Raw genomic sequence first — 16098 nt, 5'->3', positions numbered from 1 at the left:
TTGTTTTTACAAGTATGATTAGTTATTTTTTTAATTATTACTACTCGCATAAAATTATAGACGCTGTTAAACCCTCTCAATTAGTAAAACTTTTTAAAATTATTGGTATCTCAGTGACAACAGCATTATTATGCTTAAATGTTATTTCCTTTTTTAATATAAAGGGGTTAGATTATTTTTGGAGTTTACCTTTATTTTTTATTTGCTATTTTCTTTTAATCCAGAGTTTAGAAATTTTAAATTTAAGTGAAGAGCTAAATAAGCTTTATTCTATATACAAGAAAAGATAATAATATGTTTAAGATGAGCATAAGAAGTCATAAAGATAAAATTTAATAATACATGAAGTTTATTGTACTTATTGTTATAGCTATTTTAAATCTTATAGGATGGTTTTATGACTTGCAAGATTTTGATGATCTATTATTTGTGTTTCCTTTAATATCCATTGTGTGTTCACTACTATTTGTTTGGCCTAAAATCAATAAAGGAAAAGTAGAGATTAAATTATTGTATTTTGTTTTATTTGGAATATTATTTTTTAACGCACCATTGTACTTTATGGCTTTAACAGATGGTTACGGACTTTCAAATATATTACTTCGTTATAGTTTAGATAAAGCAAGCTTTATAAAAGCTAATTTCTTATTAGGGATTAATTTACCTTTAATAATTTGTGGTTATTTAATGCCTATAAAAAAAGAAAGTAAAAAAATATGATATAAGAGCGTTGGTTCCCATAAAGACTAGTGTATTTATAGTACTGTTTTTTGTATACTTTATGTTTTCATTAAGTGTTACGGGTTGGACATTGGGTTCTACTTTTAATGGTGTCAGCTCTTATAATTATATTGTTATTATTAGATTAAGTGTGTTGATAATTTCAATAATATTATATAATGAACTTATTAGAAGTAGTTTCGTGACTAAAAAATATAGTCCAGTTAGAATTGTCAAGCGCAACATTAGTGGTTTTTCAATTATATTTCTTTTTATAATATATGCACTTATTGGTGGAGATAGAGGTCCTGTTTTAGTTCTATTACTAATTATAGGTTTAGGGTATTTACTTTTAAACAACATGATGGTAAAAAAGAAAATATTAGTTTATTTGGTTGGGGTCTATATTGTTTTAGGTACATTATTTACATTTATTGAAGTACTAAGACAAAGTGGCAATGAAACCTTGTCCGCAGCTTCTATTGAAAAAAGTTTGGATTCATTTAAGGACTATGAATCATTACCAGGTTTAATTGTTAGAAATACTACTTTGGCTATAATGGGTATTGAACGTGGTATATATCCGCATTCTTATGGTTTTTTTCAATTTCAGGCATTGGCTAAAGGTGTACCTTATTTTGGTATAAAATTAATAGATAATTTAGTAGCAGGTAGAGTTATTAATGGGACTGCAGAGCTTATAACTATTCAATATTTTGGTAGCTTTTATACTACTGGATTAGGTACGTCGCATTTAGCTGATTTATTTATAGAATTTGGCTTGATTGGAGTGATTTTAATTTCTTTTGGTTATGGTTTTTTAATTAGGATATTTGATTATAAATGTAAAAACTTACATTTTAAAAACTTTTCAGACATACTCATAGTTACATTATTTGTAGGTTATTCTATTTACACAGGGAGAAGTACTCTGTTTGGTTTCATTACAAACTTTATTCATACATGGATATTTTACATTTTAATTAAATATGTATTTAGCATGTTCGGTTATAATTTTAGCAAGCGTCTAAAATGAATGAAATAAAAAAGAATTTTAGTTTAATTAATAGTAATAAAACTAATAGGTTAAAAGGAAATTGATGAACAAGAAAATATTGATTACAGTACCTACTTTAGTAGCAGGAGGTATGGAAAGAGCAGCACTTAATTTTGCGATATCATTTTATCAATTAGGATATGAAGTCAAAATTTTTTTAGTATCAAGCAATACTATTTATTTTGATGTGCCTAAAGAGATTGAAGTGATCTCTGGTAAAGATAATGCTGCTAACCCATGGCTAACTCCTTTGTCTCTTTATAAGTTGCGTAAATTCACTAAAAAATTTAAACCTACTGTTGTGCTTAGTTTTTCAGGTAAAATGAGTGCATACGTTATATTGGCATTAAAAGGCTTAAATATTCCAACGCTTCCTTTTCATAGAAGTAACCCTAACATAACTTATGGAAAAATAAATAATATTTTGAATTTATTATTATTTCCAAATTGTAAAGCGCTTGTTGTTCAAACAGACGAAGCTAAAAGAGTTTTTGAAAAGAAATATAAAAATAAAAATATAATTGTCGTTCCTAACCCTATTAGAGAATTGTTTCTTATTAAAGATGCTAAAAAAGAGAATATAATTATTAATACTTCTAGATTGGTAAAAGGAAAAGGAGTAGATGATTTAATAAAGATTTTTGCAAAAACGGATACTACAAATTGGTCTTTACACCTCTTAGGCGATGGTGATGAGCGTCCTTATTTGGAAACATTAGTGCGTGATTTAAAAATAGAGAATAGTGTAAAATTTTTAGGCTTTAAAAAAAATGTAGATGTGCATTTATCAACTGCTTCTATTTTTGCCTTTACATCAAAATCTGAAGGTTTTCCTAATTCTTTATTGGAAGCAATGTGTTCTGGTTTGGCATGTATTAGTTTTAATTGTCCGACAGGTCCAAGCGATATGATAATAAATGGTGCAAATGGTTATTTGATTGATGTGGGTAATCACGAAGAATACGAAGAGAAACTTAAAAAATTAATGTCAAATAAGGATTTACGCTCGCAATTTTCATTTGAAGCTCAAAAGCTTAACGCTATCCATAACCCAGAAAAGATATTAAATGAATTTACTACAGCTTTATTTAACTTATAATACAAATAGGAAAATATCAAATGCTTAAAATAAACCACGTAATAACATCCATAGATATCATAACTGGTGGTCCAGCAAGAAGTGTGACGCACTTAATTGCTGCTATGTTGGAAATAGACGCAACATTGCATATTGGTTTAGATACTTTAAAAAGTAAAAACCCAATAACGAGGTCATTTAATACAGTTAATAGTGGGATTAGATTTCATGATGCTGAGACATTGCAACGTTCTAAAAGCTTGGTTAATTCCTTAAACTATTCTGATACTACATTATTACATGGTCATGGCTTATGGCAAATGCCAGTGCATCAAATGGCTAAAATAGCACGTCAAAAAGGTGTGCCTTATATTATTACACCAAGAGGCATGTTAGAGTCTTGGGCTTTGTCACAAGGTAAAATTAAAAAACAAGTCGCTTTAAAACTGTTTCAGTATAAAGATTTAGAGCAAGCGACCTGTTTACACGCGACTGCTCCTATGGAAGTAAAAAGTATTAGAGCTTTAGGATTAAAAAATCCTGTGGCTATGATACCAAACGGAATTAATGTCAGTCAGTTTCCGGCTAAAATTCCTGTTAAAGCAATACAACCAAAGCGTATGTTGTTTTTATCGCGCATTCATATTAAAAAAGGGATTGAAAATTTAATTGAAGCGTGGCAATTAGCAGATAATAAATTAAAACAAGATTGGGTGATTGATATTTATGGTAATGGTGAACCAGAGTATATTAAAAGCTTAAAAGCAAAAATTAAAGCTGCTAATCTAGAACATCAAATTACGATTAAACCACCAGTGTTTGATGACCAAAAAACAAAAGTATTTAGGGAAGCGTCTGTGTTTGTGCTACCAACCTTTAGCGAAAACTTTGGGATTGTAGTGGCTGAGGCTTTGGCAAGTTATACACCTGTTATAACCACACAAGGTGCACCTTGGGAAGAATTAAATACTAATAATTGTGGACAATGGATTGGTATTGGTGTCACACCTTTAGTGGACGCACTTAATAGCATGATGGCAAAATCACCTGAAGACTTGCAACAAATGGGAGTAAATGGTAGACAATTAATAGAGCAAAAATATAGCATGCAAGCTGTTGCAAAACAGATGTTAGCATTGTACGATTGGATTTTAAATAAAACGAACAAACCAGAGTTTATAGACATAATTAAATAATGAAAATAACAATTATTACAAGTCCCTTTGGTTTTATACCTCCTAATGGTTATGGAGCTGTTGAGAAAATTTGGTTTGATGTAGCAAACGAAATTGTCAAACAAGGTCACGAACTATCGTTTTTGTCTAAAAGATTTGACAAGCAAATAACAGCTAATACTTTAGAAGGTATTAAAATAAAATATATAAAAGGCTACGATTGGACTGGTTCACTTAAAAAGGATTTAGTTTTAGATTTTATATACTCGTTTAAAGCAATGTCTGCTTTAAAAAAGACTGATATTTTAGTGCTAAATACATTTTGGTCACCATTTTTATGTGTGTTATTTTTTTGGAAATATAAAAAAACGGTTTATAATGTTGCTCGTTTTCCTAAAGGTCAATTTAAATTTTTTAAACATATTGATAGATTGTCATGCGTGTCCTCAGCTGTATATGAAGCTTTAATACAGCAAACACCTTCAGTTAAACATTTAGCTAAAGTGATTAGTAATCCTGTTAATACTGACGTGTTTAAAGTGGCAGAAGTCAAAAACTTGAATAAGGATTTATTTCGTATTGTATATACAGGTCGTGTACATCCAGAAAAGGGATTGGATTTGTTGGTTAAAGCTTTCAATATGTTATGTGATGAGTATTCAAACATTGAATTAGCAATTGTAGGACCTCGTGCTATAAGTAATGGAGGAGGAGGAGATGTGTATATTAAAAGTTTAAATGATTTAGCAACTAAATTTAAAATTAATTGGATAAACCCAGTGTCTGACGCAAACTTACTTAAAAATGAAATTGATAAGGCATCTGTGTTTTGTTATCCTTCAGTATCAGAAAAAGGAGAAACTTTTGGAGTCGCACCTTTAGAAGCTATGGCTACTGGTTGCGCAACTATCGTATCAGATTTAGCTTGTTTTAAGGATTTTATTTCACATAAAATTAATGGTTTAGTGTTTAACCATAAAGCAGCACAGCCAGAATTAGAGCTTAAAAATGCAATTAAATTATTACTAAATGATAATGATTTAAGACATGAACTAGCAAAAAATGGAGCAACAACTGCTTTAGATTTTAGTAATAAAAATATTGCAGACCTTTATTTAAAGGATTTTAATCAATTATTAAATTAAATAATATGCCTAGATTAAGTTATAAATCAGAAAATCAAAAAGATCCTTATACTTCATCTTGGTCATTAAGCGAAGTTATAGGTATTCGTCTTTGGCATGTTGTATGGTTGTTTTTGTTTAGACCTTCACCAAAGAAAATGGGTAGATATTGGCGCATTTTTCTTTTAAAACTTTTTGGAGCACAATTAACTTGGGATGTTTTTATTTATTCTTCAGCAAAAATTTATGTGCCTTGGTTATTAAAAATGGAGCATAAATCTTGTTTGGGTCCTCACAGCGAAGTATATAATCTAGGGATTGTACATTTAGCAGAAAAAGTGACAATTTCACAATATGCTTATATCTGTAATGGTACTCATGATTTTAGTGATGTGCGTTCACCTTTAATGATTGGTGATATTTTTATTGATAACAATGTATTTGTTGGTGCAAAAGCTTTTATAATGCCAGGCGTTCATGTTGGCGTAAATGCTATTGTTGGTGCTTGTGCTGTAGTTACTAAAGACGTAGAACCTTGGGCAATTGTTGGTGGTAATCCTGCAAAGTTTATTAAACAAAGAGAAATAAAATAGTATGTCTAAAATACCTATTACAGTTGTCGTTTCTGTTAAAAATGAGGAGTTAAATTTACCGCATTGTCTTGAAAAATTAAATCAATTTTCAGAGGTTATTGTCGTGGATTCTCAAAGTACAGACAAAACACCTGCTATTACTAAACAATTTGGTTTTAAAATAGTTGACTTTAATTGGGATGGTAAATTCCCAAAAAAAGAAACTGGACCTTGCGCAATGTTCCTATTAAAAATGATTGGGTATTATTTTTAGATGCAGATGAGTTTTTGACCCAACCATTTATAACTGAGATTGAGACTAAAATCAAACAAAACAATTACAGTGGGTTTTGGTTAAGTTACAATAACTATTTTATGGGTAAAGAGCTTAAGCATGGTGATAAAATGAAAAAATTAGCCTTGTTTAAAAAACAGGCTGGCGAGTATGAGCGTATTGAGGAAGACTCATGGAGTCACTTAGATATGGAAGTGCATGAGCATCCAATTATTGATGGTCCAATTGGTAAAATCACAAGTGCCATTATTCATAAAGATTATAAAGGCTTAGAACATTACATTGCTAGACATAATGCCTATTCTTCATGGGAAGCTAAACGGTATTTATTTTTAGTAAAAACAGGATTCAATAATTTAACCTCACGCCAAAAAATTAAATATAAATTAATTAATAGTGGTGTCTTACCAATGGTATATTTTTTAGGTTCATTTATCCTAAAATTAGGGTTTTTAGATGGTAAAGCAGGTTTTCGCTTGGCTAAATATAAAGCCAATTACTTTTTTCAAATTCAAACTAAAATAATAGAACTAAAACAAAAATAATGAAACGTATTTTAATTACTGGAGGAGCTGGATTTGTTGGTTCACATTTGTGTGAACGCTTATTAAAAGAAGGGAATGATGTTATCTGTTTAGATAATTATTTTACTGGAGCAAAACAAAATATAGTACACCTTTTAGATAATCCTTATTTTGAGTTAGTACGTCACGATGTTACTCATCCTTACTTTGCTGAGGTCGATGAAATCTATAATTTGGCTTGTCCTGCGTCGCCTGTACATTATCAATACAATCCAATTAAAACAATTAAAACCTCTGTGCTTGGTGCTGTAAACGTGCTAGGTTTGGCTAAACGTGTTAATGCAAAAGTATTGCAAGCTAGTACAAGTGAGGTTTATGGTGACCCAAAAGTGCATCCACAAACAGAAGATTATTGGGGAAATGTAAATCCAATTGGGATTAGATCATGCTACGATGAAGGGAAGCGTTGTGCAGAAACCTTATTTATGGATTACCATTTGCAAAATCAAGTCGCTATAAAAATCATTCGTATTTTTAATACGTATGGTCCAAACATGAATCCTAGTGATGGTCGTGTAGTGTCTAATTTTATTATGCAAGCTTTACAAGGTCAGGATATTACTATCTTTGGTGATGGTTTGCAAACACGTTCGTTTCAATATGTTGACGATTTAGTGGAAGGTATGATTAGAATGATGAATACTGGTCCTGACTTTTTAGGTCCTGTTAACTTGGGTAATCCAAACGAGTTTACCATGTTAGAACTGGCAGAAACAATTATAAAATTAACCAATTCTAAATCAAAATTAATCTTTATGCCTTTACCTCAAGACGACCCTAAACAGCGTCAACCAGATATTAGCTTGGCTAAAGCAAAATTAAATGGTTGGGAACCAAATATACAGTTAGAAGATGGGTTAACTAAAACTATAGCGTATTTTAAAACACAAATGGCTAAAGGCTTATAACCAATGAAAATTTCAATCATAACAGCAACATACAATAGTATCGCAACAATAGTAAGTTGTATGGAGTCTGTATTGCAACAATCCTATCCTAATATCGAGTATGTTATTATCGATGGTCAGTCCACAGATAACACACTAGAAATGGCACAACACATTAAAAGTAAATCGCCTCAGGCTAATATTGTCATTCAATCTGAAGCTGATAAAGGGATTTATGATGCCTTAAATAAAGGGATTGCGTTGGCAACAGGTGATGTGATTGGTTTTGTACATTCGGATGATATGTTGGCTAATCCTAATACCATTCAAAATATTGTAAATTCCTTTAATAGCCAAAACGTGGATGGTGTGTATGGTGATTTACAATATGTAACGCAAACCAATACAGACAAAGTGATTAGACATTGGCAGAGTCAAAATTTTAAATCTAGCTTGCTTAAAAAAGGATGGATGCCAGCACATCCTACCTTATTTTTAAAACGTGACGTGTATGCACAACAAGGTAATTTCAACTTAAAATATAAAATTGCTGCAGACTACGATTTTATTTTACGCATATTTAAAACGCCTGGTTATACGTTTGGATATTTACCAGAAGTGATTACCAAAATGAGAGCAGGAGGAGCCAGTAACCGTAGTTTAAAAAATATTATTATTAAATCTAAAGAAGACTATAAAGCAGTAACATCCAATAAAGTTGGTGGTTGGTACACCATTGTGTTTAAAAACCTGTCTAAAGTCAATCAGTTTTTTAAATAATGTTGGCTAAATAGTGTCGCTAAATAACAAAAATGCAAACCAAATAACACAACCAAAAATGGTTAAAAAAGAAGCCTTATAGCAAAGGTATAGTAACAGTATAGCAAAGGTATAGATAGTGTATGGATAGTGTATTAAAAAAACAGGCTAAAAATGCTGTAAAAGTAAGCGGTTTTAAATGCTTAAAATACATGGTTTTAATCCACTTAAAAGTGGTAGTTTATTATTTTGTTACTATTTTTGACACGTTAAACAAAATAAACAATACAAAACGTCACGCATTATATAAGTCAGACGTTTAAAACCAACTGCCTAACCAGTAGTGGAATAGATAAAAATCGCTAATAGTAATCATAAGTATGCAACCCAAATTTAAACATCACATCGTTAAAGTCATCACAGTCGTAACTATGGCTTTGTCATTAAGTAGCTGTGTTAGTAATAAAGAAATTTTATACTTTCAGGATGCTAACCAATACAATCAAACTAACGTACAGTATCAAGAAAATACCATTCAGCCTAACGATATATTAGCAGTAACCATAAGTGCTGCCATACCAGAAGCAGCTATTCCGTATAACAAAAATGTAAACGCAGCTGCTGTTAATAATAGCGTAGATATTTTAAAACTACAAGGGTATTTAGTAAATCCTGAAGGGTTTATAGCCTTACCAGTGTTAGGTAAAATTAAAGCAACACAGCTAACCAACTCGCAACTAGAAAACCAAATTGTAGCACAACTAGAAAATGGTGGTCACCTAATTAATCCTATTGTAACCGTTAGATTACTTAATGCTAAAGTGACTGTTTTAGGTGAAGTCCAACGTCCTGGAACCTTTAGTTTTACTGAGCAGTACATTAGTGTACCACAAGCTTTAGGCTATGCTGGCGATTTAACTATTAACGGAAAGCGTAACGATATTTTGTTAATCAGAGAGGTGGACGCAACACGTAAAATTACACACATAGATTTGACCACCACCAATTGGATGGACAATCCAGAATACAGACTAAAACCTAACGACGTGTTAGTGGTACAACCTAATCGTGCCAAAGTAAAAACAGCAGGTTACATTGGTAATGTGACGACTATAGTGGCAATTGCATCAGTAACACTAAGTGCTATAATTTTATTGACTAGATAAGTAGACTATGGATAATTACCTAGAACAACAAGACGCACAGGACCAGCAAATAGACTTAAAAGGGATTGCTAATAAGTATTTAGCCTATTGGTATTGGATCGCTTTAAGCGGAATAATTGCCTTAATTATAGCCTTTTTAAATTTACGTTACACACCAAATAGCTACAAAACTACTGCTAAAATTAAGGTGTTAACGGAAAAAGAATCCACTGCCTTAAACCTAGACTTAGATAAATTGTTAGGTAAAGGTAACGTCAACCTAGAAAACGAACGTGCTGTATTGCAATCCTTTAGATTAAACCGACAAGTGGTTAATCAATTAAATTTACAGGTGCAGTATTTTCAGTCTGGTCGTGTTAATAAATCCGAAGTCTTTAACGCACCTTTTAAAGTGGTGTTTGAACCAGAATTAGCAAAACCAGAAGCCGATTTAATTTTTGAAATTACACTTCAGGATAAAGGTTATAAATTACTAAACCTAGACACCGAAGCAACCTTACAAGTCCCAAACTTTTATTTTGAAAAGCCAACGGTTGATTTTCCGTTTACCATTCAGCCTGCAAATGCACAAAGTTTAGTGGCTAATGATAATCCAGTGTACGAGGTTAAAATTAGTAGTCAAACACAAGCGACTCAAAACTTATTACAAGCCATAAAAATTGCACCTGATGGTAAGGATAGTGATATTTTAATATTAAGTCTTGAAGATCCAAGCAAGCAAAAAGCACAACAGGTTTTAAATACTTTAATTGAAGTCTATACACAGGATGGTATTACAGACAGACAGGAAGTGTCTAAACGTACCATCGCGTTTATTGACGAAAGGTTTACGTATCTAACAACCGAGTTGGACTCGATTGAAGTCGCTAAAGGTAGCTACAAACAAAACAATAACTTAAGTATTTTTGAAGCTGATGCAGCGTCTGTGATTCAGAAAAAATCAATTAAAGACGAACAACTTTTTGAAGCCGAAACCCAATTGTTATTAGCAGATGTGCTGGATAAAAGCATTGCTAGCAATCAAGACATAAAATTATTACCTGCTAATATTGGGTTAAATAGTGGTGCAGTAAATACCTTGGTTAGCGATTATAATACTGCTGTGTTAGAATATAACAAATGGAAAGCGACAGCTGGTGACAATAATCCTAGAGTCAAGATTTTAAAAGCGTCTATTACAGATTTAAATAATAACATACAACGCTCATTATCTGGTTATAAAACCCAATTGCAACAGTCCTTATCGCAAAATAAACGTGCACAAGGCTTAGCACAACAGTCTTTTAAAACCTTACCTAGTAAAGAAAAAATACTGCGTAGTATAGAGCGTCAACAAATCCTAAAAGAAAACCTTTACTTACTATTATTACAAAAACGCGAAGAAGCAGCAATTACTATGGCTGTCACTGCAGCTAATGTAAAAGTGATAGATTACGCGATTACTAACTCCATTCCTGTAGCTCCAAAACGTAAAATTGTATTGTTAGCTGCCTTGTTATTAGGACTGGGTTTACCAATCGGTATTTTGTATTTAAAGTTTTTAACCAATACTAAAATTTACACGAGTAAGGATGTTGAAAATATTAACCCAAATACTGCAATTGTTGGTGAGATTCCGGTAATTCCTAATGCTAAACAAGCGTTAAAATTAACCTCAGGAAACACACAAACTGAGGAAGCGTTTAGAACCTTAATCCATAACCTAAACTTTACGTTGCATAACAAACAGACAAATCAAGGTCAAGTTATTGCATTAACGTCTTCGGTTAAAGGCGAAGGAAAAACAACGGTTGCGTTTAATATTGCACAAACCTATTTTCATTTAAAAAAGAAAGTGTTATTAGTTGGTGCAGATTTGCGTAATCCTCAATTACACACCTTAATTGGAAGCTCTAAAGACAAAGCTGGATTATCTAATTATTTAAGTAATCAAACCAGTAATTGGCAAGAGACTTTAGTCCATATGGATGCAGATAGTAACCAATTTGATTTACTATTGTCAGGTCCAATTCCGCCAATGCCAACGGTTTTGTTATCAAGCGCACGTTTCCAGGCGTTTTTAAACGAAGCAAAAGCACATTACGATTATATTATTGTAGATACAGCACCAACCTTATTAGTAGCAGATACGCTAACGTTTATGGATGGTATTGATTATACAGCTTATGTGGTGAGATCTGGAGTGACAGAAAAACCATTAATTGAATACTCTAAGAAATTAGTAGACCAGAAAAAGATTAAAAACATGGGTTATATCATTAACGATATTGATTTTAAAGGATCGTATGGTTATGGTTATAATTATGGCTATGGTTATGGCTATAATGCCGAAACGGTTAAGAAAAAATGGTATCAGTTTAAAAAATAAAACAATAATAACGCCTTAAAAAGGTTTGTAAAGTAACTCCCTAAACTATTAATAGCGCAATATAGTAACTAAGTTAAAATAGTAACTTGATGAATATAAAATCGCTATTACTACACATTGCTGTAGCTAGTACATTAGTCATGTACAAAGCTGTAGCACAAGACAAACCACACGTAAAGCTAGCTTTAGGTGTCAACATTATTAATAACTATCCATACAGCAGGTTACCTTGGGCAATAGACAAGTTAGACTTTGCAACGCCTTTTAATTTAGGTGTAGACTATCAGTTGGATCCTAATTGGAGTATTGGTGTTAATGTGTCCACAAATACGCTAAAAACACCCAAATCCAATGCGAGTTTGTTTGCAGTACAAGCAGATGTTAATTATTATATTATTCCAAATACAGCAAGAGATTATAAGGAGTTATACGTGTTTTTGGCAGCAGGAAAATACACGTACGCTAATACAGACGCGTTTATAGTTGGTCCAGGTTTAGGTATTAGTTATTGGCTGTTTCCTAAAATGGCTGTTAATATCTCTGGACGTGCTAACGTTGCAGTTAAAAATAACAGTCCAGAAGTGGGTAGTTATTACCAATGTAATATTGGTGTTATCTGGCGATTTACAGATGGGTTTTAGATAGCATAAGCAGGCTAACATAGTATCTTAATAACAAAAGAAAGCAAAAGCACTAGCACAAATTAAAACGAAACCACAATCACAACCAAAAAACCTATATCAAAACCAAAAGCAACAGCAGCACAAACAGAAACAGCAATTGTAAAATTGATATAGTACAAAAACAAAAAAAGCACGTCATTATAACGTGCTTTTTTTATATATAAAATTGAAAGTATGAAAGGTTAATCTTTTCTATCATCTATCATCTAACTACTACTTAAAAGCATTCAATCCAGTAACATCTAAACCAGTAATTAATAAATGGATATCATGTGTACCTTCGTAAGTAACAACACTTTCAAGGTTCATCATATGTCTCATAATGCTGTACTCACCACTAATTCCCATACCACCTAACATTTGTCTAGCGTCTCTAGCAATTTTTAGTGCCATATCTACATTATTACGTTTCGCCATAGATATTTGTGCTGAGGTTGCAGTACCATTTTCGCGCATAACACCAAGTCGCCAAGCTAATAATTGGGCTTTGGTAATTTCGGTAATCATTTCAGCAAGCTTCTTTTGTTGTAATTGGAATTGTCCAATAGGCTTACCAAATTGCATACGTTCTTTGCTATATCTTAAAGCAGTATCATAGCAATCCATTGCTGCTCCAATTGCTCCCCAAGCAATACCAAAACGTGCCGAATCTAAGCAACCTAATGGTGCGCCTAATCCAGATTTGTTTGGTAATAAGTTTTCTTTTGGTACTTTAACGTTATCAAAAATAAGCTCGCCTGTTGCAGACGCACGAAGGGACCATTTGTTATGTGTTTCAGGTGTTGTAAAACCTTCCATACCACGTTCTACAATTAAACCGTGAATACGTCCTTCTTCATTTTTAGCCCAAACAACAGCAACGTTACAAAATGGCGAATTTGAAATCCACATTTTTGCACCATTTAAAAGGTAATGGTCTCCCATATCTTTAAAGTTGGTGACCATGCCTCCAGGATTACTTCCATGGTCAGGCTCAGTTAAACCAAAACTTCCAATCCATTCTCCACTAGCTAATTTTGGTAAGTATTTTTGGCGTTGTGCCTCGTTACCATATTTCCAAATAGGATACATTACTAACGACGATTGTACTGAGGCAGTACTACGTACACCAGAATCACCACGTTCTATTTCTTGCATAATTAAACCATAAGCAATTTGGTCTAAACCTGCACCACCATATTCCACAGGAATATAAGGTCCAAAAGCACCAATATCTGCTAATCCTTTAACAATTTGCTTCGGGAATTCTGCTTTTTGAGCATACTCTTCAATAATAGGAGAGACGTCACGCTTAACCCATTCACGAGCAGCATCACGTACTAATTTATGTTCTTCAGTTAAAAGTTCGTCAAGATTATAGTAATCTGGCGCTTCAAATAAATCTGGTTTCATTTAAGTCTGTATTAAAAATAAACTATTCGTGTAGCTTATTGTTTCAATCACAAAAATAACGAAATCGTTTTCAGAACACAATATTATATCAAAAATTAAGGCAAATTTTTAAGAATTCTTTTATTTACGAGTATATAATAACATATTTAGCATTTTTAAACAAAACTGAATAGCAATACCAATGTCACCCTGAGCGCAGTCGAAGGGTCTCTAAAAATCACCAAAACCAATGTCACAAGTAGCAAAACCATTGTCACCCTGAGCGCAGTCGAAGAGTCTCTTGCAAACCCCAAACCCAATAGCAAAACAAAGCCACACAAACCAAGTCATCCTGAACGAGTTTCAGGATCTCAACTAAAAAATAAAAACCTAAATAATCAAGAAAAAAAACGAGTAAAGAATTACTTTTTTTAGAATATTTTCCACAACATTCCAAAGTTTAATAGCAAAACCAATGTCACAATTAGCAAACCCAATGTCACCCTGAGCGCAGTTGAAGGGTCTCAATCCAACCACCAAACCACAATAGCAAAACAAAGCCACGCAAACACGTCATCCTGAACTAGTTTCAGGATCTCAACTAAAAAAGTCAAAACCTAAATAATCAAGAAAAAATCGAGTAAATAATTACTTTTTTTAGAATATTTTCCACAACATTTCAAAGTTTAATAGCAATACCAATGTCACAAATAGCAAAAAAAATGTCACCCTGAGCGCAGTCGAAGGGTCTCTAATAAACCACCAAACCCAATTACATTTTAAGATAAAAATCTTTAGTCAAAGCAATATAATCATCAGTATATTGATGCCTTGAGGTTTCAATAATCAAAGTCTCAGTTTTAATTTCGCTTTCGCGGAAAGAAAACGCTAGCAAACTTCTTTTAACATCCGAAGTAGGCGTTCCTTTAACATGTAAGATGTTATTAGGAAACAAATTAACTTTAGACGCTAGGTCTATAAAGTGAGCCTCTTCTTTAAAGGGAATAACAACCGTAAAAATACCAGTTTCAGACAATAGTTGAGCAGTACAAGTAACTAAATGATCAAAAGGTAAGGCATCTGTAAAACGAGCTAAGTCACGTTGTGTGTTGTCAGATTTGTAATCCTCAGCATAAAATGGAGGATTGGATATAATCAAGTCGTATTTGTCCTCAATTTCTTCTGTAAACTCAGCTAAATCGGCATGATAACAAAATAAGCGATCAGCCCAAACCGAAGTTTCAAAATTATCAACACATTGCTCATAAGCTTGTTCGTCAATTTCTAAAGCATCAATAACTTCCGCTTGACTACGTTGTGCAAGCATTAAAGCTAAAATACCTGTTCCTGCACCAATATCCAAAATAGCAAATGGGTTGGTGTTTAAAGGTGACCAAGCACCAAGTAAAACGCTATCAGTACCAATTTTCATGGCACATTGGTCTTGTTGTACAGTAAATTGTTTAAATTTAAAAGGCTTGCTCATATGACGTTATCCTAAATGTGATGTAGGATTTCTTTAGTTTTGGATGTGATACTGAAATAAATTCAGCATGACCTAGGTTATCTTGTAAGCTGCAAATCTATTAAATACTTAGGTTAAATAACAGCTATGATTTTGTTAGATTATTTATAAAAGACTTACTGCTAGGTTACGTCATCCTGTACTAGTTTCAGGATCTCATTATTTATTAGATTTAGGCTAAAAATAAATTCAGTACAAAAAAATTAATCTTCTAAATATAAGTCAATCAAGCCTTCTGGTGTATCTACAAAAATAGTTTTGTTTGGTTTATCCACTTTAGAAATAAACTCATCATTCATTGGAATTAAAATTTCAATACCATCTCTGTCAATTTCAAATAGGGATTGTGCAGTACTGTCATTAACCGCTTTTATAATACCAACAGTTCCAAAGTTTTTGTCTTCAACTTTAAAACCTATTATTTCATGAAAATAAAATTTATCATCTTCTAATTCTGGTAAAACGCTTAGTGGTAAGTATATGTTGCTTTTAATTAAACTATCAGCATCAGCTTCGGTATCGACATCTTCAAATTTTACACGAAGTAATTCTGATTTATGTAATTGAGAGCTTTCAACAAAAAACGGAACCAATGAACCACGTAAATCTATTAACATAGAATCTAAGTTTTCATAAAGTCCAGGCTCATCAGTATCTAGTTTTATAAGGAGCTCGCCTTTAAAACTATATTTTTTAACAATTTTACCTAAAAAGAAACAGTCTTTAATATCCAT

Annotated in this window: 16 protein-coding genes; 13 read left to right on the top strand and 3 right to left on the bottom strand. The window is 32.4% G+C overall.

The window, feature by feature from the left end; translation table 11 throughout:
- Positions 1-342 precede the first annotated feature (342 nt).
- The 13 genes from AC0L3M_RS10475 to AC0L3M_RS10415 all read left to right on the top strand — a co-directional run bounded on the left by AC0L3M_RS10475 (position 343) and on the right by AC0L3M_RS10415 (position 12426).
- The gene (locus tag AC0L3M_RS10475; RefSeq protein ID WP_473430706.1) at positions 343-720 is read left to right on the top strand and encodes a hypothetical protein; all 378 of its coding nucleotides are present in this window, start codon (positions 343-345) and stop codon (positions 718-720) included.
- Between the two features lie 61 nt (positions 721-781).
- Positions 782-1756, top strand: coding sequence for an O-antigen polysaccharide polymerase Wzy (wzy, locus tag AC0L3M_RS10470; RefSeq protein WP_473430705.1), 975 nt, complete (start codon positions 782-784; stop codon positions 1754-1756).
- A 64-nt stretch (positions 1757-1820) separates the two neighbouring features.
- On the top strand, positions 1821-2876 hold the full coding sequence (locus AC0L3M_RS10465; protein WP_473430704.1) for a glycosyltransferase: 1056 nt from the start codon (positions 1821-1823) through the stop codon (positions 2874-2876).
- A 20-nt stretch (positions 2877-2896) separates the two neighbouring features.
- The gene (locus tag AC0L3M_RS10460) at positions 2897-4051 is read left to right on the top strand and encodes a glycosyltransferase (protein WP_473430703.1); all 1155 of its coding nucleotides are present in this window, start codon (positions 2897-2899) and stop codon (positions 4049-4051) included.
- Positions 4051-5175, top strand: coding sequence for a glycosyltransferase family 4 protein (locus AC0L3M_RS10455; protein ID WP_473430702.1), 1125 nt, complete (start codon positions 4051-4053; stop codon positions 5173-5175). Before AC0L3M_RS10460 ends, AC0L3M_RS10455 begins: the two co-directional genes overlap by 1 nt.
- A 5-nt stretch (positions 5176-5180) precedes the next feature.
- Positions 5181-5747 carry an acyltransferase gene (locus tag AC0L3M_RS10450; protein WP_473430701.1) on the top strand — a complete coding sequence of 189 codons (567 nt, stop codon included), beginning with the start codon at positions 5181-5183 and terminating at the stop codon, positions 5745-5747.
- A gap of 1 nt (position 5748) precedes the next feature.
- The gene (locus AC0L3M_RS10445; protein ID WP_473430700.1) at positions 5749-6000 is read left to right on the top strand and encodes a glycosyltransferase; all 252 of its coding nucleotides are present in this window, start codon (positions 5749-5751) and stop codon (positions 5998-6000) included.
- Positions 5958-6566 (top strand): glycosyltransferase family protein, encoded by a 609-nt coding sequence (locus tag AC0L3M_RS10440; protein ID WP_473430699.1) that lies wholly within the window; start codon positions 5958-5960, stop codon positions 6564-6566. The genes AC0L3M_RS10445 and AC0L3M_RS10440 overlap by 43 nt, the downstream gene beginning before the upstream one ends.
- Complete coding sequence (locus tag AC0L3M_RS10435; protein WP_473430698.1) at positions 6566-7513, top strand: UDP-glucuronic acid decarboxylase family protein; 948 nt, start codon at positions 6566-6568, stop codon at positions 7511-7513. Before AC0L3M_RS10440 ends, AC0L3M_RS10435 begins: the two co-directional genes overlap by 1 nt.
- Positions 7514-7516: 3 nt before the next feature.
- Entirely contained in the window at positions 7517-8272 is a 756-nt protein-coding gene (locus tag AC0L3M_RS10430; protein WP_473430697.1) for a glycosyltransferase family 2 protein, read from the top strand.
- A 359-nt stretch (positions 8273-8631) separates the two neighbouring features.
- Entirely contained in the window at positions 8632-9417 is a 786-nt protein-coding gene (locus AC0L3M_RS10425) for a polysaccharide biosynthesis/export family protein (protein WP_473430696.1), read from the top strand.
- Between the two features lie 7 nt (positions 9418-9424).
- On the top strand, positions 9425-11785 hold the full coding sequence (locus AC0L3M_RS10420; RefSeq protein WP_473430695.1) for a polysaccharide biosynthesis tyrosine autokinase: 2361 nt from the start codon (positions 9425-9427) through the stop codon (positions 11783-11785).
- Between the two features lie 89 nt (positions 11786-11874).
- A complete protein-coding gene (locus AC0L3M_RS10415) occupies positions 11875-12426 on the top strand; it encodes an outer membrane beta-barrel protein (protein ID WP_292948008.1) in 552 nt (183 codons plus the stop codon).
- 255 nt (positions 12427-12681) lie between these two features.
- Here AC0L3M_RS10415 and AC0L3M_RS10410 read toward each other — a convergent pair whose 3' ends face one another.
- The 3 genes from AC0L3M_RS10410 to rimM form a co-directional block, all read right to left on the bottom strand.
- Positions 12682-13860, bottom strand: a complete 1179-nt coding sequence (locus tag AC0L3M_RS10410; protein WP_145004032.1) for an acyl-CoA dehydrogenase family protein — start codon at positions 13858-13860, stop codon at positions 12682-12684.
- 751 nt (positions 13861-14611) lie between these two features.
- Positions 14612-15325, bottom strand: a complete 714-nt coding sequence (locus AC0L3M_RS10405; protein ID WP_473430694.1) for a tRNA1(Val) (adenine(37)-N6)-methyltransferase — start codon at positions 15323-15325, stop codon at positions 14612-14614.
- Between the two features lie 242 nt (positions 15326-15567).
- On the bottom strand, positions 15568-16098 hold the full coding sequence (gene rimM, locus AC0L3M_RS10400; RefSeq protein ID WP_145004026.1) for a ribosome maturation factor RimM: 531 nt from the start codon (positions 16096-16098) through the stop codon (positions 15568-15570).

It is taken from the genome of Olleya sp. KJ81-1 (assembly GCF_055808135.1).
The sequence above is the reverse complement of the archived record's forward strand: the minus strand, read 5'-3'. Positions and strand labels throughout refer to the sequence as shown.